This is a genomic window from Streptantibioticus cattleyicolor NRRL 8057 = DSM 46488 (assembly GCF_000240165.1).
Taxonomy (GTDB): domain Bacteria; phylum Actinomycetota; class Actinomycetes; order Streptomycetales; family Streptomycetaceae; genus Streptantibioticus; species Streptantibioticus cattleyicolor.
Map to the genome: position 1 here is coordinate 1,736,471 of NC_017586.1, position 19,379 is coordinate 1,755,849.

The 19,379-nt window shown below is 74.0% G+C and carries 15 protein-coding genes and 2 tRNA genes; 2 read left to right on the top strand and 15 right to left on the bottom strand.

Annotated elements, in window-relative coordinates; genetic code table 11:
- Positions 1 to 17: 17 nt before the first annotated feature.
- The 7 genes from SCATT_RS07490 to SCATT_RS07520 form a co-directional block, all read right to left on the bottom strand.
- Positions 18 to 2,522: a ComEC/Rec2 family competence protein gene (locus SCATT_RS07490; RefSeq protein ID WP_014142368.1), complete on the bottom strand. Its 2,505-nt coding sequence runs from the start codon at positions 2,520 to 2,522 to the stop codon at positions 18 to 20.
- Positions 2,519 to 3,151 (bottom strand): ComEA family DNA-binding protein, encoded by a 633-nt coding sequence (locus SCATT_RS39375; protein ID WP_014142369.1) that lies wholly within the window; start codon positions 3,149 to 3,151, stop codon positions 2,519 to 2,521. The genes SCATT_RS07490 and SCATT_RS39375 overlap by 4 nt, the downstream gene beginning before the upstream one ends.
- 515 nt (positions 3,152 to 3,666) lie before the next feature.
- On the bottom strand, positions 3,667 to 4,512 hold the full coding sequence (locus SCATT_RS07500) for a DegV family protein (RefSeq protein ID WP_014142370.1): 846 nt from the start codon (positions 4,510 to 4,512) through the stop codon (positions 3,667 to 3,669).
- A 159-nt stretch (positions 4,513 to 4,671) separates the two neighbouring features.
- Positions 4,672 to 5,250, bottom strand: a complete 579-nt coding sequence (locus SCATT_RS07505; RefSeq protein WP_014142371.1) for a MerR family transcriptional regulator — start codon at positions 5,248 to 5,250, stop codon at positions 4,672 to 4,674.
- A gap of 184 nt (positions 5,251 to 5,434) precedes the next feature.
- Entirely contained in the window at positions 5,435 to 8,314 is a 2,880-nt protein-coding gene (gene leuS / locus SCATT_RS07510) for a leucine--tRNA ligase (RefSeq protein ID WP_014142372.1), read from the bottom strand.
- A gap of 238 nt (positions 8,315 to 8,552) precedes the next feature.
- Positions 8,553 to 10,556 carry a S53 family peptidase gene (locus tag SCATT_RS07515; RefSeq protein WP_014142373.1) on the bottom strand — a complete coding sequence of 668 codons (2,004 nt, stop codon included), beginning with the start codon at positions 10,554 to 10,556 and terminating at the stop codon, positions 8,553 to 8,555.
- A 313-nt stretch (positions 10,557 to 10,869) separates the two neighbouring features.
- Positions 10,870 to 10,942 (bottom strand) — tRNA-Ala (locus SCATT_RS07520).
- Between the two features lie 225 nt (positions 10,943 to 11,167).
- Between SCATT_RS07520 and SCATT_RS07525 the strand changes: the two genes are divergently transcribed.
- Positions 11,168 to 12,466: a glycosyltransferase 87 family protein gene (locus tag SCATT_RS07525; RefSeq protein WP_014142375.1), complete on the top strand. Its 1,299-nt coding sequence runs from the start codon at positions 11,168 to 11,170 to the stop codon at positions 12,464 to 12,466.
- A 10-nt stretch (positions 12,467 to 12,476) separates the two neighbouring features.
- On the opposite strand, the gene SCATT_RS07530 is transcribed toward SCATT_RS07525, so the two are convergent.
- On the bottom strand, positions 12,477 to 13,949 hold the full coding sequence (locus SCATT_RS07530) for an MFS transporter (protein ID WP_014142376.1): 1,473 nt from the start codon (positions 13,947 to 13,949) through the stop codon (positions 12,477 to 12,479).
- 104 nt (positions 13,950 to 14,053) lie between these two features.
- Between SCATT_RS07530 and SCATT_RS07535 the strand changes: the two genes are divergently transcribed.
- Positions 14,054 to 15,016 (top strand): helix-turn-helix transcriptional regulator, encoded by a 963-nt coding sequence (locus SCATT_RS07535; protein WP_014142377.1) that lies wholly within the window; start codon positions 14,054 to 14,056, stop codon positions 15,014 to 15,016.
- Positions 15,017 to 15,039: 23 nt separating this feature from the next.
- Here SCATT_RS07535 and SCATT_RS07540 read toward each other — a convergent pair.
- The 7 genes from SCATT_RS07540 to SCATT_RS38485 all read right to left on the bottom strand — a co-directional run bounded on the left by SCATT_RS07540 (position 15,040) and on the right by SCATT_RS38485 (position 19,337).
- Positions 15,040 to 15,112, bottom strand: a tRNA-Ala gene (locus tag SCATT_RS07540).
- Positions 15,113 to 15,197: 85 nt separating this feature from the next.
- Positions 15,198 to 15,815, bottom strand: a complete 618-nt coding sequence (locus SCATT_RS07545) for a histidine phosphatase family protein (protein ID WP_014627654.1) — start codon at positions 15,813 to 15,815, stop codon at positions 15,198 to 15,200.
- A gap of 56 nt (positions 15,816 to 15,871) precedes the next feature.
- Positions 15,872 to 16,306 carry a ribosome silencing factor gene (rsfS, locus tag SCATT_RS07550; RefSeq protein ID WP_014142379.1) on the bottom strand — a complete coding sequence of 145 codons (435 nt, stop codon included), beginning with the start codon at positions 16,304 to 16,306 and terminating at the stop codon, positions 15,872 to 15,874.
- Between the two features lie 91 nt (positions 16,307 to 16,397).
- A complete protein-coding gene (locus SCATT_RS07555; RefSeq protein ID WP_014142380.1) occupies positions 16,398 to 18,143 on the bottom strand; it encodes an LCP family protein in 1,746 nt (581 codons plus the stop codon).
- Positions 18,144 to 18,176: 33 nt separating this feature from the next.
- The gene (gene nadD, locus SCATT_RS07560) at positions 18,177 to 18,830 is read right to left on the bottom strand and encodes a nicotinate-nucleotide adenylyltransferase (RefSeq protein ID WP_014142381.1); all 654 of its coding nucleotides are present in this window, start codon (positions 18,828 to 18,830) and stop codon (positions 18,177 to 18,179) included.
- A gap of 43 nt (positions 18,831 to 18,873) precedes the next feature.
- Positions 18,874 to 19,020 (bottom strand): hypothetical protein, encoded by a 147-nt coding sequence (locus tag SCATT_RS38920; protein ID WP_014142382.1) that lies wholly within the window; start codon positions 19,018 to 19,020, stop codon positions 18,874 to 18,876.
- 164 nt (positions 19,021 to 19,184) lie between these two features.
- On the bottom strand, positions 19,185 to 19,337 hold the full coding sequence (locus tag SCATT_RS38485) for a hypothetical protein (protein ID WP_014142383.1): 153 nt from the start codon (positions 19,335 to 19,337) through the stop codon (positions 19,185 to 19,187).
- Between the last annotated feature and the right edge of the window lie 42 nt (positions 19,338 to 19,379).

A 19,379-nucleotide genomic window follows, 5' to 3' on the forward strand; every position in this document is an offset into this window, starting at 1 on the left:
CGTGACGACCGGTGGCCTCATGACGCCCCCTTCACCACGCTCGCCGACAAGGCCGGCGGACCGGCTCCCGGGACGGGGGCGTCCCGGCCGGTCACGGCGATCGACCCCGCGGTGTCGGTCCGCAGCACGGTGGCGCCCTGGGCGTGGAGGGCGTCCAGGGTCCGCGGCGAGGGGTGGCCGTAACGGTTGTGGGCGCCGCAGGAGATGAGGGCGAGGCGGGGCCGGAGCCGGGCGAGGAGCGCCGGGTCCTGGTGGGCCGAACCGTGGTGGGCGACCTTGAGGACGTCGGCGCGGGGCAGTCCGGGGTTGCGGGCCAACACCTCCTGCTGCGCGGCGGGTTCGAGGTCGCCGAGGAGCGCGAGGGTCAGCCCGGCCACGGTGACCAGCAGCGCGACGCTGGCGTCGTTGGGGCCCTCGTCGGGCAGCTCGGCCGGGGCCGGCGGCGGCCAGAGCACCTGCCACTCCAGCGCCCCCAGCCGGCGCCGCTCCCCCGCCGCCGCCCGGACCAGCGGAACGTGGGCCGCCGCGGCGGCGCGGACGACCGACGCGGCCTCCGGCGCCGGGCTGTCCAGCGTCGTCGTCTCGATCGCGCCGACCGCGCGCCCACGCAGCACCCCGGGGAGCCCGGCCACGTGGTCGGCGTGGAAATGGGTGAGGATCAGCAACGGGATCCGGGTGATCCCCAGGGCCCGCAGACAGCGGTCGGCGAGGACCGGATCGGGCCCCGCGTCCACCACCACCCCGGTGCCGGAACCGGAGTTGAGCACCAACGCGTCTCCCTGGCCCACGTCGCACACCACCATCCGCCACCCCGGCGGCGGCCACCCCGTGGCGAACCGGGTCAGCGGCGCCGGACGCACCACGGCCACCAGCAACGCCACCACCAGCGCCGCGTACATCCACGGGCGCGGCCGGATCCGCCGGACCAGCCCGACGGCGGCCACCGTCACCACCGCCAACAGCAACCCGCCCCGCCAGCCCCCGGGCCACCCCAGCCGCGCCCCCGGCAGATCCGCCCCGGTCCGGGCCACCCAGGCCACCCACCGCACCGGCCAACCGGCCAGCCACGCCAGCGCCTTGGCGGCCGGCAACGACACCGGCGCCACCGCCAGCGCCGCGAACCCGGCGACCGTGGCCGGCGCCACCGCGACCTCGGCCAGCAGGTTGCACGGCACGGCGACCAGGCTGACGTGCGCGGCCAGCACCGCGATCACCGGCGCGCAGCACGCCTGGGCCGCCGCTGCCGCGCCCAGCGCCTCGGCCGCCCGGGGCGGCACCCCGTGCCGTCGCAGCCCCTCCGCCCAGCGCGGGGCCAGCGTCAGCAGCGCCCCCGTCGCCAGCACCGACAGCGCGAAGCCGAACGACCGCGCCAGCCACGGGTCGGCGAGCACGAGCACCAGCACGGTGGCGGCGAGCGCCGGCAGCAGCGAACGGCGCCGGCCGGTGCCGATCGCGGCCAGCGTGATCAGCCCGCACACCGCGGCCCGCAGCACGCTGGGCTCCGGCCGGCACAACACCACGAACCCGGCGGTCAGCACCGCGCCCAGCACCGCCGTCCGCCGCAGCGACAGCCCCGACCGGGCCGCCAGCCCGCGCCGTTCGGCCCGGGTCGCCAGCGCGGGCGGACCGATGAACAACGCCAGCACCAGCGTGAGGTTGGCGCCGGAGACCGCCAGCAGGTGCGACAGGTCGGTCGCGTCGAAGGCCGCCCGCAGATCCGGCGGGACGCCGGAGGTGTCGCCGACCACCAGCCCGGGCAGCAACGCCCTTACGTCCGGCGCTAGTTGGGCGGTCGCCGCCCGCAGCCCGGCCCGCAGCGAACCGGCCACCCGGTGCAGCCGCGACGGCCCGGCGATCACCCGGGGCGCCCCGTGGACCACCGCGAGCGCGGCGATGTCGTCACCGGGGCGGTCGGACCGGTCGAGGCGCGCGGTCAGCCGCAGCGTGGTGGAGGGCAGCAGCCGCAGCCACGCGTCGGCCCCGCCGGGCGGCGACCGCTCGCCGGATCCCCCGGACCGGCCGGAGCCGCCCGGCTCGGCGATCAGCAGCACTGGGGTGCGCACGGTCGTCGTGACGCCGTCCGCGGCCACCCGCACGGCCTCCGCCCGGGCGACGACGACCGGCGGCGCGGGCATGGCGTCGGGCGGACGAGCCGAGGTCCGGTGCGGGTCCCCGGTGAGCGTCACGTCCACGGTGGCCTCGGCCCCGCGGGCGGCGAGCCGGGGGATCGGGCCTCGGTGGAGCGCCGTTGCGGCCAGCCCCGCGGAGCAGGCCGCCGCGCAGGCGCACAGTGCCGTGGCCACGGCCACCCCGGCGACGCCCGACCGCCCGTCACCGCCCCGGCCGCGCAGCCGTACCCACACCGCGAGCGCCACCGCCAGCGCGCCGGCCGCCACGGCCGCCGTCCACCGCCCCGGCACGCCGAGGGTCACGGCGGCGGCGCCCCACGCGGCGCAGGCCGGCGGCACCAGCCGCAGATCCGCCGGGCCCGTGGTCTCCTCCGGCGAGGTCCCGGTGGTCATGGCCGCACCAGGGGTTCGAGCGTCTTGTAGCGGCGGTCGCCCACGCCGGGGATCCGGCGGAGCTGCGTGACGGAGGTGAACGGGCCGTGCTGGGTGCGGTAGTCGAGGATGTGGCGGGCGAGGACGGGGCCGACGCCGGGGAGGGCGTCGAGTTGTTCGAGGGTGGCGGTGCTGAGGCTGACGGGACCGGCTCCGGGCACGGAACCGGTGGCGGCGGAGGGACCGGCGGGGCCGACGGCCGGGTCCGGGGGCGCGTCGGGCGGGGCGGGGCCGCCGACCCGGATCTGCTCGCCGTCGACGAGGAGGCGGGCGAGGTTGAGCGCGCCGGTGTCCGTACCGGGCACCGCGCCGCCCGCGGCCTTGAGGGCGTCCACCACCCGGGATCCGGCGGGCAGTCTGGCCACCCCGGGCCGGCGTACCCGTCCCGCGACGTCGACCACCACCGTGGCCGTGGCCCGGGCCGCCGTCCCCTCGGACGCCCCGGCCGCCCGCGCCACCACGGGCGCCCCGCCCCGCACCACGGCCGGGACCTGCACCGTACGCGGACGGCCCGCCCAGAAGTGGTGCACGGCGAAGGCGACGACCACCACCAGCACCCCCGCCAACGCCACCACCGTGCGCGGCTCCATCCCGCACCTCAACCGCACCCACACCGGAAGGCGTTCGGTGAGCGCGACCCGCCACGCCGGAAGGCCCCGGGGCGACGCGGCCCCGGCACCGCCCGAAAGCCTCGGTGCGGACGCCCGCGAGGGTCCCGGCCGGAAGTCCGGCGGCGCTCCGGTCACCGGCTCCCTTCCCGGTCCGGACGCCGGTTCCGAAGCCGGCCCGCCCTCTGGCGGGGGCTTCGCCCCGGGCGTCGACGCGGACCACGGCGCGGCCTTGGCGGCGGGCGCCCTGGCAACGCCCTCCGACCACCCCGGCCCCGGTTCCGCCGGGTGTCCGGCGGCGCGGGTGAGGAGCGCTCGGGCGCGTTCGTTCGTCGGCGGAGGGGGCGGCGGGGCGGTGGGTGGTGTGAATCGGGTGACCATGGCCCGACGGTAGGGCGGATCGGGCGATGTCGCTCGGGTGCGCCAAATTCCGTGGATTACCGGCGAGTTGTGGACAACTTCGTCACCCTTGCCGGGGAACGTGCCGGCGGACGGGGTCAGCGCGGGGAGACGACGGCGCCGAGGAGGCCGGGGCCGGTGTGGGCGCCGATGACGGCGCCGACTTCGCTGACGTGGAGGTCGACGAGGCCGGGCACGTGGTGGCGGAGGCGTTCGGCGAGGGCCTCGGCGCGTTCGGGGGCGGCGAGGTGGTGGACGGCGATGTCGACGTCGGCGTGGCCGGCCCGTTCCACCACGATCTCCTCCAGTCGGGCGACGGCCTTGGAGGCGGTGCGTACCTTCTCCAGCAACCCGATGCGTCCGTCGGCGAGTTGGAGGATCGGCTTGACCGCGAGGGCGGAGCCGAGGAGGGCCTGGGCGGCGCCGATCCGGCCGCCGCGCCGCAGGTAGTCGAGGGTGTCCACGTAGAAGTAGGCGGAGGTGGCGGCGGCCCGCTTCTCGGCGGCGGCCACCGCCTCGTCCACCGTGCCGCCGGTCTCGGCGGCCTCCGCGGCGGCCAGCACCGGGAAGCCGAGCGCCATGGCGACCATGCCGGTGTCCACCACCCGTACCGGCACCGGCGCCGACCCGGCGGCCAGCCTGGCGGCGTCGTAGGTGCCGGAGATCTCGGCGGAAAGGTGCAGGGAGACGATGCCGGTGGCCCCGGCGTCGGCCGCCGCGCGGTAGGCGGCGGCGAACTCCTCCGGACTCGGCCGGGACGTCGTCACCGGTCGTCGGCGTTGCAACGCGACGGCGACCGAACGCGCCGAGATCTCGGTGCCCTCCTCCAGCGCCTGGTCACCGAGCACGACGGTAAGCGGAACAGCCGTGATGTGGTGGCGGGTCAGCGTCTCGTTCGGCAGGTAGGCCGTGGAATCGGTGACGATGGCGACATGGGCGGACATGAGCGGGAGATTACCGGCCGCAAGCGGAGCCCGACAGTGGCCGGCTGGTCCGATCACCCGCGCCGGACCTCGCACGACGCCCGGGCCGGACCCGCACGTCGTCCGGCCCGGTCCGCGCACGCCGCACACCCCGGGCCCCGGACGTCACCCATGCCGGGCTCACGTCCGGTCGAGCCGCGCCCGGTCCTCCGGTTCCGCCGGGAGCCAGTGCCGCAGGGCGGCGGCCTCCACCTCGATCTGGCGGCCGAGGGCGGTGAGGTCGTCGTCGGCGTGGCGGCGGGCCCGGTCCTGGGCGGCCCAGCGCAGCGAATCGGCCGAATGGGTGAGCCGGGAGGTGCGTTCGCGCAGTTCGGGGAGGCGGGCGGCGAGCCGGGCACGGTCGGGCTCGCGTTCCAGCGTCCGCAGTTCGTCGTCGAGGGCGTGGGCGTGGTGGCGCAGGCGTTCCAGCAGGCCGAGGGCTTCCTTCAGGGACGGGTCGGCCGAGGCGCCGGATTCCAGCGCCTCCCGGGTGGCGACCACCGAGGTGCGCAGCCTCAGGCGGAGCGCGGCGACCTCACCGGCCGCGCCGGGCTGGGCCCGCCGGGCGCGCAGCGTGGTCTCCTCGACCATGCGGCGGGCCTGCGCCCCGGTGCGTTCCACCCCGCGGCGCACCGCGCGGACCGTCCTGACCGCGGCCACCGTGCCGGCCGCCACCAGCAGCAGGAAGACGAGGGCGATCACACCGGCGACGGCTTCCATCGGCACTCCTCGACACGTCGGTCAGTCACGGCGGCGGAACCGCCCACGGCGAAGCACTCGGCCCTCCTCCACGGTAAACGACGGCGGGCGGGACGAAGGTTCCCGCGAACCCTCGTCCCGCCCGTAAGACGGCGTCAGACCTTGTCAGCCCGTGTCAGACCCTGTCGGGCCGTGTCGTTCCGGCTCACGCCGGGACGATGTTGACCAGCTTCGGCGCCCGCACGATCACCTTGCGGATCTCCGCGCCGCCGAGCGCGGCGACCACCGTGGCGTCGGCCAGCGCCAGCTTCTCCAGCTCGGCCTCGGTGATGGCTGGCGGCACCTCCAGCCGGGCCCGTACCTTGCCCTTGATCTGCACGACGCAGGTGACCGTCTCGTCCACCACGTAGGCCGGGTCGGCCACCGGGTAGTCGGCGTAGGCCAGCGAGGACTCGTGGCCCAGGCGGCGCCACAGCTCCTCGGCGATGTGCGGGGCGAGCGGGGCGACCAGCAGCACCATGGTCTCGGCGACCGTACGCGGCACCCGGGGCAGCTTGGTGAGGTGGTTGTTGAGCTCGGTGGCCTTGGCGATCGCGGTGTTGAACCGCAGCGCCGCCATGTCGGTGCGGATGCCGTCGATCGCCTTGTGCAGCGCCCGCAGCGTCTCCTCGTCCGGCTCCTGGTCGACGACGGTGGCCTCGCCGGTGGCCTCGTCCACGACGTTGCGCCACAGCCGCTGAAGGAAGCGGTAGGAGCCGACGACGGCGCGGGTGTCCCAGGGGCGGGAGACGTCCAGCGGGCCCATCGCCATCTCGTACAGCCGCAGCGTGTCGGCGCCGTACTCGGCGCAGATCTCGTCCGGGGTGACGGCGTTCTTCAGGGACTTGCCCATCTTGCCGTGCTCGCGCCGGACCTTCTCGCCCTGGTGGTAGAAGCCGTCCTCGCGCTCCTCGACCTCGGCGGCCGGCACCGGGAAGCCGCGGCTGTCCCGGTAGACGTAGGCGGTGATCATGCCCTGGTTGAACAGCCGCTGGTAGGGCTCGTAGGACGAGACGTGGCCCAGGTCGTGGAGGACCTTGTGCCAGAACCGGGCGTACAGCAGGTGGAGCACCGCGTGCTCGGAGCCGCCGACGTACAGGTCGACGCCGCCGGAGGGCTGCCCCTCGCGCGGGCCCATCCAGTAGGACTCGACCTGCGGGTCGACCAGCCGGTCCGGGTTGTCGGGGTCCAGGTAGCGCAGCTCGTACCAGCACGAACCGGCCCAGTTGGGCATGGTGTTGGTCTCGCGGCGGTAGCGCTTGGGACCGTCGCCGAGGTCGAGGACGACGTCGACCCAGTCCTCGTTGCGGGAGAGCGGGGTCTCCGGCGAGGTGTCGGCGTCGTCCGGGTCGAAGGTGCGCGGGCGGTAGTCGTCCACCTCGGGCAGTTCGACCGGGAGCATGGAGTCGGGCAGCGCGTGGGCGACGCCCTGCTCGTCGTAGACGATGGGGAAGGGCTCGCCCCAGTACCGCTGGCGGCTGAAGAGCCAGTCGCGCAGCCGGTAGTTGACGGTGCCCTCGCCGATGCCGCGCTCGGTGAGCCACTGGGTCATCCGTGCCTTGGCCTCCGGGACGGTCAGCCCGTCCAGGGAGATCTCGGCGCCGGAGGAGTTGACGATCCGGGCGTCGTAGGAGTCGAAGGAGTCGTCCCACCGCGCCGGGTCCTGGCCGCGGCCGTCGGAGGGCTCGACCACGCAGCGCATCGGCAGTTCGAAGGCGCGGGCGAAGGCGAAGTCGCGGGAGTCGTGGGCGGGGACCGCCATGATGGCGCCGGTGCCGTACCCCATCAGCACGTAGTCGGCGATGAAGACCGGGACCTTCTCGCCGTTGACCGGGTTGACCGCGTAGGCGCCGGTGAAGACGCCGGTCTTCTCCTTGGCGTCGGCCTGCCGCTCCACGTCCGACTTGGCCGCGGCCTGCTTGCGGTATGCGGCGACCGCCTCGGCGGGGGTGGCGTGGCCGCCGGTCCACACCTCGTGGGTGCCCTCCGGCCAGACGGCCGGGACGATGCCGTCGACCAGCTCGTGCTCGGGGGCGAGCACCATGTAGGTGGCGCCGAACAGGGTGTCCTGGCGGGTGGAGAAGACGGTGATGGTGGCGTCGCCGTCGCCCTGGAGGTGGACCGGGAAGTCGATGCGCGCGCCCTCGGAGCGGCCGATCCAGTTGCGCTGCTGGAGCTTGATGGCCTCCGGCCAGTCCAGCACGTCCAGGTCTTCCAGCAGCCGGTCGGCGTAGGCGGTGATGCGCATCATCCACTGGCGCAGCTTGGCCTTGAAGACCGGGAAGTTGCCGCGTTCGGAGCGGCCGTCGGCGGTGACCTCCTCGTTGGCCAGGACGGTGCCGAGCCCCGGGCACCAGTTGACCGGCGACTCGGAGGCGTAGGCCAGCCGGTACTCGCCCAGGACGTCGGCGCGTTCGACGGCGGTCAGCTCGTCCCAGGGCCGGCCGTCCGGGGTGGGGCGGGCGCCGGAGGCGAACTGCTCGACCAGCTCGTCGATGGGGCGGGCCTTCTTCGCCTGGGGGTCGTACCAGGAGTTGAAGATCTGGAGGAAGATCCACTGGGTCCAGCGGTAGTACGCCGGGTCGATGGTGGCGAAGGAACGGCGCTGGTCGTGACCGAGGCCCAGGCGGCGCAACTGGCGGCGCATGGTGGTGATGTTGGCCTCGGTGGTGATCCGGGGGTGGGTGCCGGTCTGCACGGCGTACTGCTCGGCGGGCAGGCCGAAGGCGTCGAAGCCCAGGGTGTGCAGCACGTTGTGGCCGGTCATCCGGTGGTAGCGGGCGTAGACATCGGTGGCGATGTAGCCCAGCGGGTGGCCGACGTGGAGCCCGGCACCGGAGGGGTACGGGAACATGTCCATGAAGAACTTCTTGGGGCGCTCGACGACCTCTGCCGGCCCGCCGAGGTCACCGCCGCCGGGGTTGGGGGCCTGGAAGGTGCCCTCCCGCTCCCAGAGGTCCTGCCAGCGGGCCTCGATCTGTGCGGCCATGGCGGCGGTGTAGCGGTGCGGCGCTGCCGCCTCGGCGGCAGGGGTGGTCTCGCTCATGTCCCTCGAAGCTCCATCGATGTCATGACAGGCGTACGCCCGGCCTGCCTCCCCGGATAACGAAAAATCCCCTCGCACAGGAGGGGACGCCGCACTGACATGTTCGGAAGGTCAGTGCGGCCTGCTAAGCAGAAGGCGCACGGCACGCATGGGGTCAGGGTACCCCAGGGCGGGAAGGGCCCGCACCGGACATCCCGGTACGGGCCCTCGCGCCGGGTGTGCCACCCGGTGGGTACCGTCAGTGACGGCGCGGCACGTAGCTGTTGACGTAGCCGGCCGCCGGGGTGCCGACGCCGGTGACGTTGTCGTAGCCGACGGTGGCGTTCAGCGAGCTGTCCTTGCCCAGGCTGCGCAGCGAGGTCAGCAGGCCGCCGGAGGCGTCGATGCCGTTGGCGTAGTCCATCCGGATCACGCCGAGGCCCTGGCCCTGGCCGAGCGGGTGGTCGGTGACGTCGTGGTAGGCGGCGGTGCCGTACCGGTCGTAGATGCCGGGGTTGGCGAAGCCGATCGGCACGCCGCCGCGGGCCTGCTGGGCGAGGGCCTGGATGGCGGAGATCACCGGAGCGGCCAGCGAGGTGCCGCCGATGCGGTACTCGCTGTACTTGACCGACTTGTCCGGGAAGGTCTGCGACTGGCCGACCAGGAAGCCGGTGTTCGGGTCGGCGATGGCCGCGATGTCCGGGACGACGCGCTTGGGCGCCGGGCCGTCCTGCTTGCTGAGCGCGTCAGGGACGACACCGCGCTGGTAGAACGGCTGGTCGACGGTCCTGCTGGTGCCGCCGCCCGCGCCGGAGGTGTAGGCGCCGGGGAAGTTGTCCCAGCTCTGGCCGTCCTTGGACAGGGTCGCCTTGTAGGTGCCCCAGCCGGTCTCCCACAGGTACTTGTTCCCCTTGCCGACGGCGAGCGAGGTGCCGCCGACCGCGGTGACCCACGCGGAGTTGGCGGGGGTGTCCACCTGCTTGGTGCCGGTGTTGGCGACCTCGTCACCGTTGTCGCCGGAGGAGAAGTAGAAGCCGATGCCCTCGACCGCGCCCTGCTGGAAGATGTGGTCGTAGGCGGTGGCCACGTCGGGGGTCTCGTTGGCCTCGACGTCGCCCCAGGAGTTGGAGACGATGTCGGCGAGCCGGTTGTCGACGACCTTGGTGAGCGCGTCCATCAGGTCGGAGTCACCGCAGGAGGCGGCGCCGACGTAGGTGATGCGGGCGGCCGGGGCCACCGCGTGCACCGCCTCGACGTCGAGGGTCTCCTCGCCGTACCAGCCGGCCGCCTTGCAGGAGTCGATGCTGTTGTAGGCGCCGGGGAGGACCTGGCCGAACTGCCCCGGCCTGTAGGGGGCGTCGCCGTTGCGCTTGGCGTACTCGGCCGCGTCCTTGGCTATGTAGGGCGAGGCGTAGGCGTCGGTGATGGCGATGGTGACGCCCTTGCCGGTCCACTTGCCGGCGCCGTAGGCGGCGCGCAGCTGCTTGCCGGTGTAGCCGTGCACCGCGTAGGGGGCCTTGACGCCGTAGGAGGAGGGCAGGCTGCTGTTGGTCTTCGAGCCGTAGTACGTGGAGAACGGACCGGCGTTCTTGAAGACGGCCTCGGGCGGCGGCAGCGTGTCGCCGGGGGTGGCGCCGGACGGCCGGGCGGCCGAGGTGGCGGCGTCGGTGGTGTTGTCGTGGCGGGCCAGCTTGGGCGCGTTGTCCAGGCCGGAGACGGTGAGCACGGCGTCGGCCACCGAGGCGGGCACGGAGGCCGCCTTGGCCGGCGCGTGGTAGACGCGGCCGTCCTTGGTGTAGTTGTGCAGGTCGGTGCCGAAGGCGCGCTGGACGGCGGCCTTGTCGCCGCTGACGGCCACGTAGTGCTGGGTGGTCGCGGTCACGGTGAGGCCGGCGGACTTCAGCCAGCGGGTGACGTCGGCGATCTGCTGCGGCGTGGCACCGAAGCGGGCCTGGGCCTGCTTGGCGGTCAGGTACTTGCCGTACAGCGGGGACTTCGGGTCGGAGACGGCCTGGGCGTAGGCGGCGAGGCCCTTGGCGTCGCGGCCGGCCAGGTAGACCCGGGCGTGGACGGTGGTCGAGGCGGCGGCGGAACCGTGGTCGGCCCGGGGCGTTGCCCACAGCGGCTTGGTGGTGGTCAGCACCAGCCGGTCGTGCGGGGCGGCCTGGGCCGAAGGTATGCCCAGCGCCAGAGCACCGGCCACCAGCGGCAAGGTCGCCGCCGCCGCCAGCCCGGCGCGAGTTCTGTGACGGTCAAGCTTCATGGAACCCCCAGCGATACGAAATGTCGCATGATGCGGAGCGCGATCACCGGATAACGGTGAGCCGCGCACCACAAAGCGAAACTCTGGCCCTGATCTGCTCACGTCAGGGACATGATTACTTCAAGAAATGGTCAAGTGCACGTAAAGCGCGGGGAGTTGGCCGAATCGACGGCAAGAGCGGCGCGAAGGCGCGACCGTGACGCGTGACACGCCGCGACGGTCAACGCACCGCGCCGTACAACGCGCCGCGGCAACCAACGTGCTGCGACATACAACACAAAACGGGCCACCCTCTCGGATGGCCCGTTCACTGTGGAGCTAAAGGGAATTGAACCCTTGACCTCTTGCATGCCATGCAAGCGCTCTACCAACTGAGCTATAGCCCCTTGTTCCGCTCCGCCGGGTTCCCCCGGCGACGTCCCAAACATTACACGGCCAGGGGGGTGGTTCGCCAAATCGGCCGGTGACCGCCGGCCGCGGGAGATCACCGGGCGGCGGCGGCCCTGCTGCCGGGCGGGGCGGCCGGGTACTGTCGGCCTTCCGTGCCGTCAGTGATCCCCGGGCCCACGGTGCCGTCCGCGCCCGGTCCGCCGACCCCAGGAGCCCACTCCGTGACCGCCGTGAGCGAGCCGCCCGCCCATGACCGCCGCCGACCCCTGGCGGGGCTGATGGCACGGCGGCCCACCGCGGTGGCCCTGGCGGTCTGCCTGATCTCGTTCGCCGTCTGCTGGGCCGCCCAGGTCCTGCTCCACGTCTCCATGATCGACCTGCGGGTCTACCGCGCCGAGGGGTGGACGGTGCGCACCGGCGGCGAGCTGTACGCCATGGTGGCCACCGAGGCCAACCTGCCGGCCACCTATCCGCCGTTCGCCGCGCTGCTGTTCGTGCCGCTGACCTGGTTCGGCGAGGGTGCGGTACGGGCGCTGGCCACCGCCGCCAACCTCGGGCTGCTGGTCGCCGTGGTCCACCTGTCGCTGCGGCTGGCCGGCCTGCCGCGCCGGATGCCGCGCGCCGCCGCGGTCTGCTGGACGGCCGCCGCCGCCGTGTGGTGCGAGCCGGTGTGGACCACGTTGCGGTACGGCCAGATTAACCTGCTGCTCGCCGCCCTGGTGCTGTGGGACCTGACCCGCCGGTCCGGCCACCGCTGGGCCGGGGTGGGCATCGGCGTGGCCGCCGGGATCAAGCTCACCCCGGCGCTCTTCGCGGTCCTCCTGGCGCTGACCGGGGTGGTGCTGGGGGTACGGCGGCTGCGCGGGGGGCGGCCGGTGTGGAACCCGGCGCTGCGCCGCGCGGCCGTGGCGGCGCTCGCCTTCGCGGCCACCGTGGCGCTGGCCGCGCTGGCGCTCCCCCGGGACTCGCGGCGCTTCTGGAGCGGCACGCTCTTCGCCGCCGACCGGGCCGGCCACGCCGAGGAGACCGCCAACCAGTCGCTGCGCGGCGTGGTCGCCCGACTGCTGCACACCGGCGACCCGGGCACGGTGTGGGCGGTCACGGCGGCCGTGGTCGGGGCGGCCGGGCTGGCGGTGGCGGTCGGCGCCGCGCTGGCCGGGCGGCGGCTGCCCGCCGGACGGGCCTGGGCGGCGTGCTCCTGCGCGGTGACCGCGCTGCTGGTCAGCCCGGTGTCGTGGTCGCACCACTGGGTGTGGTGCGTGCCGATGGTGATCGTGCTCGCCGGTGAGGCGGTACGGCTCGGTGACCGGCGGTGGGCGGCGGGGGCCGCGGTGACGGCCGTGCTGTTCTGCTCGTTCCTGCTGTGGGCGGTGCCGCACACCGGGCCGTTCCGCCCCGAACTCCACCAGAACCCCGGCCAGATGGCCTGCTCCGCGCTCTATCCGCTGCTGGGCCTGGCCTTCCTGGCCGTCGCCGCCGTCCGGACCACGGCGGCGCTGCGCACCACGCCGCGGCGGTGAGCCGTTCCGCTCACCTGCGGCGCCGTCCCGTCCCAGCCGCCGCCACCGCGGCCAGCACCACCGCCAGCGCCACCGTGGTGACCGCCAGCGCGTGCGCCGACCCGGCCGCGGCGCCGTGCGTCCCGGTGCCGGGGGCCAGCTCCAGGTAGAGCGAGCCGAACGTGGCGACGCCGATGAGCTGGCCGAGCTGGGTGACGGTGACCAGCAGCCCGCTGGCGTCGGCCGCGTCCTCGGTACGCACGGTGGCCAGTGCCCGGGTGAGCGTCGGGCTGTACGCGCCGCCCATGCCCAGCCCCAGCAGCACCAGCGCACCATGGAGCAGCGGGCCTCCCCCGCCACCGCCGCGCAGCGCGAACCCGCTCAGCAGACACGCCACGGCCGCCGCCAGCGCGCCCGCCGGGGCCAGCCACGGATGCCAACGCCCCGGCAGACGGCCCCAGTTGAGGCTGAAGGCGCCGAAGGCCACCGCGGTCGGGGCGAAGAGCAGCCCCGCGTGCGCCGGACGGTACCCCAGCCCGCCCTGGAAGTGGAGCGCGAAGGTGAGCAGGAACGCCGCGTTGGCCGCCATGGTCAGCCCGATCCGGGCCACCGCCACCGGCATCCCCGGCGCCCGCAGCACCCGGCCGGAGATCAGCGGCGCCCCGCCCCGCCGGGCCAGCCGCGTCTCGGCCACCGCGAACGCCCCGAAGCAGACCGCGCTCACCGCCAGCGACCCCCACGTCCAGGCCGGCCAGCCGTACTCCCGCCCCAGCACCAGCGGCACCGTCAGCGTGGTCACCGCTGCCCCCAGGGTGAGCAGCCCGGGGACGTCCAGCGGACGCGGCGCCCGGTCGCGTCCGCGCCGGTCCCGGGGGATCAGCCGGGGGCCGGCGGCCAGCAGCGCCACCCCGATCGGCACGTTGACCAGGAAGACCGGGCGCCAGCCGGTGCCGAACAGGTCGGCGTCGACCAGCAGTCCGCCGGCCACCTGGCCGACCACCGCGCCGGAGGCGATCACCGCGGAGAACGCGCTGAGCGCCCGGGCCCGCCGCGCCCCCTGGTAGGTGCGCTGGATCAGGCTGAGCACCTGCGGCAGCATCAGCGCCGAGCCGGCCCCCTGCACCAGCCGGAAGGCGATCAACTGCCCGGTGCCGGCGGCCAGTCCGCACGCCAGCGAGGCGCCGGTGAAGACCGCGAGGCCGCCCAGGAACGCCGCGCGGTGGCCGAACCGGTCGCCGAGCCGGGCCCCGGTGATCAGCAGCACCGCGTAGGCGATGGTGTAGCCGGCCACCACCAGTTGCAGCCCGGCGCCGGAGGCGTGCAGGTCGGAGCGGATGGTGGGGGCGGCCACGTTGACGATGAACGCGTCGAGCAGCGCCATGAACTGCCCGGTCAGCACGATCGCCAGCAGCCACCCCGGACGGGGCGGGGTGGCCCGGCGCCCGGCCGCCGGACGCGTACCGGAGCCGGCGGAGGGGGCACGGGTGAGGGTGGTGGGGTTCATGGCCTCCACGGTCCGGGGCGCCCGGTACCCGTGGTGAGAGCCCGCCGATGCTGGTACCAGCAGCACCTGGCAGCCCGCCGTGCGGCACGGCACGATGGCGCACCATGGGGGCGACGCGAGGGACCACGGCCGAGGGACGGACGACCGACGCGCGGGCGGTGCGCCGTACCGAACTCGCCGCCTTCCTGCGCAGCCGCCGGGCCCGCGTCACCCCGCAGGACGTCGGCCTCGCCCCGGGGCTGCGCCGCCGCACCCCCGGACTGCGCCGCGAGGAGGTCGCCCAGCTCGCCGGGGTCGGGGTCACCTGGTACACGTGGCTGGAGCAGGGGCGGCCGATCAACGCCAGCGTCCAGGTGCTGGACGCGGTGGGCCGGGTGCTGCGGCTGGACGCGACCGAGCAGGAGCACCTGTACCGGCTGGCCGGGGTGCCGTTCGTGGCCGAGGCGGTCCGCGACGAGGAGGGCCTGTCCGAGCAGGTGCGGACCGTGCTGGACGCCCTCGACCCGCTGCCCGCCGTGGTCTACAACGCCCGCTACGACATCCGCGCGTGCAACACCGCGTACCTGGACGTGTGGCCCGGCACCCACCTGTCCGACCGGCCCGAACGCAACGTGCTGTGGCGGCTGTTCACCATGCCCGAGTGCTGCGCGGCGCTGCTCAACCCGCACGAGGAGCTGCCGCGCATGGTGGCTCAGCTGCGGGCGGCCTACGGGCGGCACGTGGGCGAGCCGGCCTGGGAGACGTTCGTCGCCCGGCTGACCCGGGCCAGCGCCTCGTTCGCGCAGATGTGGGCCAGTGGTGACGTGGCCCCGCCCGGGTCGCAGATCAAGCTGGTGCGCACCGCCTCGGTGGGCGAGCTGCGGATGGTGACGACCTCGTTGTCCATCGACGGCCTGCCCGAGCACCGGATCGTGGTCTACGCCCCGGCCGACGAGGAGAGCCGGCAGGGCCTGGCGCGGCTGCGGGCCCTGTCCGACCCGCTGATCACGCACTGCCCGCACCACCGCGTCACCCTGTCGGAGGCGCTGGCCCGCAAGGAACGCAAAGAGAAGATCCCGTCCCCCTGAGGGGACGGGATCTTCCCGGACTGTGGAGCTAAAGGGAATTGAACCCTTGACCTCTTGCATGCCATGCAAGCGCTCTACCAACTGAGCTATAGCCCCTGGTGTTCCCGGCGGTTCTCGCTGCGAACGAGTAAGAGCTTAGCGGGTGACCTGCCCGAACGCGAAATCGCGGTCGGGCCGGCCGTCAGTCGTCCTCGCCGAGCACCGGTGCGGGCAGCGTGCCGGCGTTGTGCTCCAGCAGCCGCCAGCCGCGGGCGCCCTCGCCCAGCACCGACCAGCAGCAGTTCGACAGCCCGCCCAGCGCCTCCCAGTGCGCCGGCGGCAGCCCGGTCAGCCGGCCGATGGTGGTGCGGATGGCACCGCCGTGGCTGACCACCACCAGCGTGCCGCCGTCCGGCAGCTTGTCGGCGGCGCGCAGCACCACCGGGGCCGCCCGGTCGGCGACCTCGGTCTCCAGCTCGCCGCCGCCGCGCCGCACCGGCTCCCCGCGCTTCCACGCCAGGTACTGCTCGCGGTGGCGCTCCAGGATCTCCTCGTGGGTCAGCCCCTGCCACACCCCGGCGTAGGTCTCCCGCAGATCCTCGTAGCAGGTGGCCTCCAGGCCGGTGAGGGCGCTCAGCTCGGCGGCGGTACGGGCGGCGCGGCTGAGGTCGGAGGCGATGATCGCGTCCGGCCTCAGCGCCGCGAGCAGCCGGGCCGCGCGGCGGGCCTGGGCCACCCCGGTCGCGGTCAGCGGGATGTCCGTGGTGCCCTGGAAGCGGCGCTCCAGGTTCCAGGCGGTCTGGCCGTGCCGCCACAACACGATGCGCCGGCCGCGCCCCCCGTCGGGGCGCGGCCCGGCAAGGTCACCGGACGCGTTCAGCTCGGGCCCCCGTCCGCCTCGGCGGCCTGCCGGGCCGCGTACTCGGCGCCCTTGCCGCGGGTGGCCAGGGCGTCCTCGGGCAGCCCGATCTCCGGGCAGTCCTTCCACAGCCGCTCCAGGGCGTAGAAGACCCGCTCCTCGGAGTGCTGGACGTGCACCACGATGTCGACGTAGTCGAGCAGCACCCAGCGGCCGTCGCGCTCGCCCTCGCGGCGCACCGGCTTGGCGCCCAACTCCTTGAGCAGGCGTTCCTCGACCTCGTCCACGATCGCCTTGACCTGCCGGTCGTTGGGCGCCGAGGCGAGCAGGAAGGCGTCGGTGATCGACAGCACGTCGCTGACGTCGTAGGCGATGATGTCGTGCGCGAGCTTGTCGGCCGCCGCCTGGGCGGCGGCGGTGATCAGCTCGATCGAGCGGTCCGTGGCGGTCACAAGCCATGCTTTCCGGTCGGGTACGGGTACCTCTCCAGGGTCTCATGTCCGGCTGACATGCCCACCAGGAGTTTCCGGTACCCGGTCCGGGTCAGCTCTTGTGGTAGTCGGCTCCGAGCACCACGGTGATGTCCGCGTTGCCGGCGCCGTTGCCCTTGGTGACCGCGGAGGCGGGCAGTCCGAGGGTCTTGGCCAGCTCCCGGGCGGTGGCGGCCCGGGCGGCGGAGGAGTAGATCACCTGGGAGGCGGACTGCCGGGGGGCGGTGCCGCCGTCGAGGTAGGTGTAGCCGGAGTTGACCACGGCGGCCTGGGCGGTGTTGGCCGCGGCGGTGTCGCCGGTGGCGTTGCGCACCGAGATCCGCGGGGTGCCGCTGGGGTCGCTGTTCTTGACCGTGCCGCCGAGGACGTCCTTGACCACGCCGTCGGTGGCCTGGGGGCTGAGGGTGCCGTCGGGCTGGACGGGCAGCAGCGTGGTGGCGTAGTCGCCGCCCTTGGCCTCGTCGGCCAGGTGGGCGAGGGTGGCGCCGAGCTGGCTGTCGGTGAGCGACGGGTCGGGGATGGCGCCGAGGCTGTCGACGATCTTGGTGGCGGTGGCCGCGTCGCTGGGCAGCTTGGTCAGCACCGCCTGCATCACCTGGCCGAACCGGGCGAGCTGCTTGGTCTGGGGCTCGCCGGGGGCGCGGTAGGTGGCGTAGGCGACCGCCGCCTGCCCGTTGAGTTCCTTGCCCTTGCCCGGGGTGACCAGGGTCTTCCCGCCGCCCTTGACGGTGGCGTCGGCGTCCAGGGTGATCCCGCCGACCGACTCCACCAGGATCTCCAGGTACGGGGTGTCCAGCCGCCAGGTGCCCTTGATGTCGGCGCCGAGCAGGGTGCCGAGCGCGTCCCGGGTGGGGCCGGCGCCGTCGTCCACCACGGACTTGGCCAGCGTGGTGGTGCCGCTGTCGGTGGTGACCGCCAGCGAGCCGGGCAGCAGCACGGTGGACCCCTTGCCGGTGGTCTCGTTGCCGACCAGCAGCGCGGTGGAGCTGTCGTTGCTGTCCACCTGGCGCAGGTGGACCACGATCACGTCGCGCTTCTGCGCCCCGCTCGCGGCGGTCTTCCCGGTGCCGGAGGTGCCGGTGCCGGGCAGCTTGCCGGCCTGCCACAGGTAGGTCACGCCGCCGCCGACCGCCAGCACGGCGACCACGGCGAGGGCGATCAGCCGCTTGCGTCCGCGCCGTTTGCGTTCGTCGCGGCGCTCGGTGCGCGACTCGGTGAACTTCAGCCAGTCGATGACGTCCTCGGCCTGCTCGTCCTCCTCGTCGATGAAGGCGAACTGCTCGGTGTGGAAGCCCTCGTCGTCCTCGGCCGGTCCGGGGTGCGCCGGCTCCTCGGGCGGCTGGTGGTGGTCCGCGGGCTGCCCGGGCGCGGCCTCCTGGCGGGGCCGGGGCACCTGTCCGTAGCCGTCGTAGCCCTGCTGGTACGGCTGCTGGTACTGCTGCTGGCCGCCGTAGGCGTCGGACTGCTGGTACGGCTGTTCGGGCTGCTGCTGGTACGGGTCGTACGAATCGTAGGAGTAGCCGTACGGGGACTGCCCGGGCGGGGCGTACTGGTGGGGGACGTACCCCTGGGGGGCCTGCTGGTGCGGGTAGCCGGGCTGTCCGGGCGCCGGGTCGCCGCCGTCCGCGCCGGGCTGCGGCGCCGCGGCGGTGCCGTACCCGGCGGCGTACGGGTCGTACCCCTCGGCCGGGCCCTGGGCGTAGGGGTCCGGGCCCGGGTGGCCCCCGTACGGCTGTCGGGCGTACGCGGCCCGCTGCTCGTCCTCGGTCCAACGCTGTCCGGGGTGTGCGTCACTCACCGGCGTCCCTCCAGATCCGATCGAGGAAAAGGGCTATCCGGCTTCCCGGTACAGCTTCCGTTTGTTGATGTAGCGCACCACGCCGTCCGGCACCAGGTACCACACCGGCTCGCCCTGGGCCACCCGCTGGCGGCAGTCGGTGGAGGAGATCGCCAGCGCCGGGACCTCGACCAGGGAGACGCCGCCGGCCGGCACCCCGGGGTCGGTCAGCGGGTGACCGGGCCGGGTGACGCCGATGAAGTGGGCGAACTGGAACAGCTCGGAGGCGTGGCGCCAGGAGAAGATCTGGCCGAGCGCGTCGGCGCCGGTGATGAAGAACAGGTCCACGTCGCCGTGCTGGGCCCGCAGGTCGCGCAGCGTGTCGAGGGTGTAGGTGGGGCCGCCGCGGTCGATGTCGATCCGGCTGACCGAGAACTGCGGGTTGGAGGCGGTGGCGATGACCGTCATCAGATAGCGGTCCTCCGCCGGGGAGACCGTGCGGTGCTCCTTCTGCCACGGCTCACCGGTGGGGACGAAGACCACCTCGTCGAGGTGGAAGAGGCTCGCCACCTCGCTGGCGGCCACCAGGTGGCCGTGGTGGATCGGGTCGAACGTGCCGCCCATCACACCGAGTCGTTTCTTCACCGGCCCGGCCCCTCCGCCGACATCGATTCCGGAGGGGCGCACGGACGCTGCCTGCTCTCCCATGCGAGCACACCCTACTTGGCGTCCCTGGGCGGGCCGACCCGGCTCAGCGGTCCCGGTTGAACCGGGTGGTGATCCACAGCAGCAGCAACAGCACGAAGAGCGCGCCGCCGCCGGTCAGGTACGGGTTGAGACTCTCGTGGTTGCCGCCCTCGGCCAGCGTGGCCACGGCGGTCGGAAAGTGTGCGGTCATGGTCGGCAGGACCCCTTGCGGTCGGTCGTTCGTGGTCGAGTCAGCTCACTGGAAACTCGTGCCACATGGTACGTGCGGGGCGCGCGGAACCCCAGGCAGGGGCCGCACGTCCGGCACTTCGGTACGTGCCGCTCCGGTGCGCCGGGTACGTACGTTACTGGCCGTCAGTCCTTGTCGCCGTACCCGCGCAGCAGGAACCACGCGAGGAAGGCGATGCCGAGCACGGAGACGACGATGACGATCGGCAGCAGGTGCGAGGTGACCGGCGCCGTGTCGGCGAGGAGCACGGCGGCACCGTGCATCGCGGGGATGTGCATGTCCTTCAGCGTAAGCCCGTCCGGCCGCGCGTCCTAAGGTGG